At 60.3% G+C, this 494-nt stretch carries 1 pseudogene; it reads right to left on the bottom strand.

Going from position 1 to position 494, the window contains the following annotated elements:
* Positions 1-494 (bottom strand): annotated as a pseudogene (locus tag ACM6IQ_RS22220) (RHS repeat protein); the annotation flags it as partial.

The raw sequence follows: 494 nt of genomic DNA, 5'->3' as shown, positions 1-494 counted from the left end.
ACTTTGCGCAACCGATGGCCGGGGCGGTCGTAGGCATAACCTTCGTAATCGTCGGGTTCATCCTGGCGTTTGACCAAGGTCACCCGGTTTAGCTGATTGCGAACATCCCAGGTCATGGCTTGGCCGCGTTGAAGCTCAAGCTGATTGCCGCAGGCATCGAAGCCTGAATCGATGTCGGATTCCCCCGGCAGCGACCCCTCATCCCGCTGCGCCAGGCTTCGATTGCTGCGGGCTGAGGTGAACATCGAGAAACCCGGCGCACCGCTGTGGTGACGGGTGATCAGATTGCCCGCCGCGTCGTATTCGAAACGCTGGGTGTAATTGCGCCGCTGATTCGGGTCCAGCGGTGTGGGCAGCAAGTCCGGCAGCGTCGGTCCGTGGCTGGGGTTCGCGACTTCCCAGCCCTTGGCTTCGATCAGTTGAGACAGGCTGTCATAGCGGTAACGGTTGATCGGTTCGATGCGCTGATTGTTGAACCAGGTAACGGATTGGGC

Source organism: Pseudomonas sp. IT-P100 (assembly GCF_949767185.1).
In the GTDB taxonomy this organism is placed as follows: Bacteria; Pseudomonadota; Gammaproteobacteria; order Pseudomonadales; family Pseudomonadaceae; genus Aquipseudomonas; species Aquipseudomonas fluorescens_B.
This window is presented reverse-complemented; position numbering and strand designations above follow the sequence as displayed.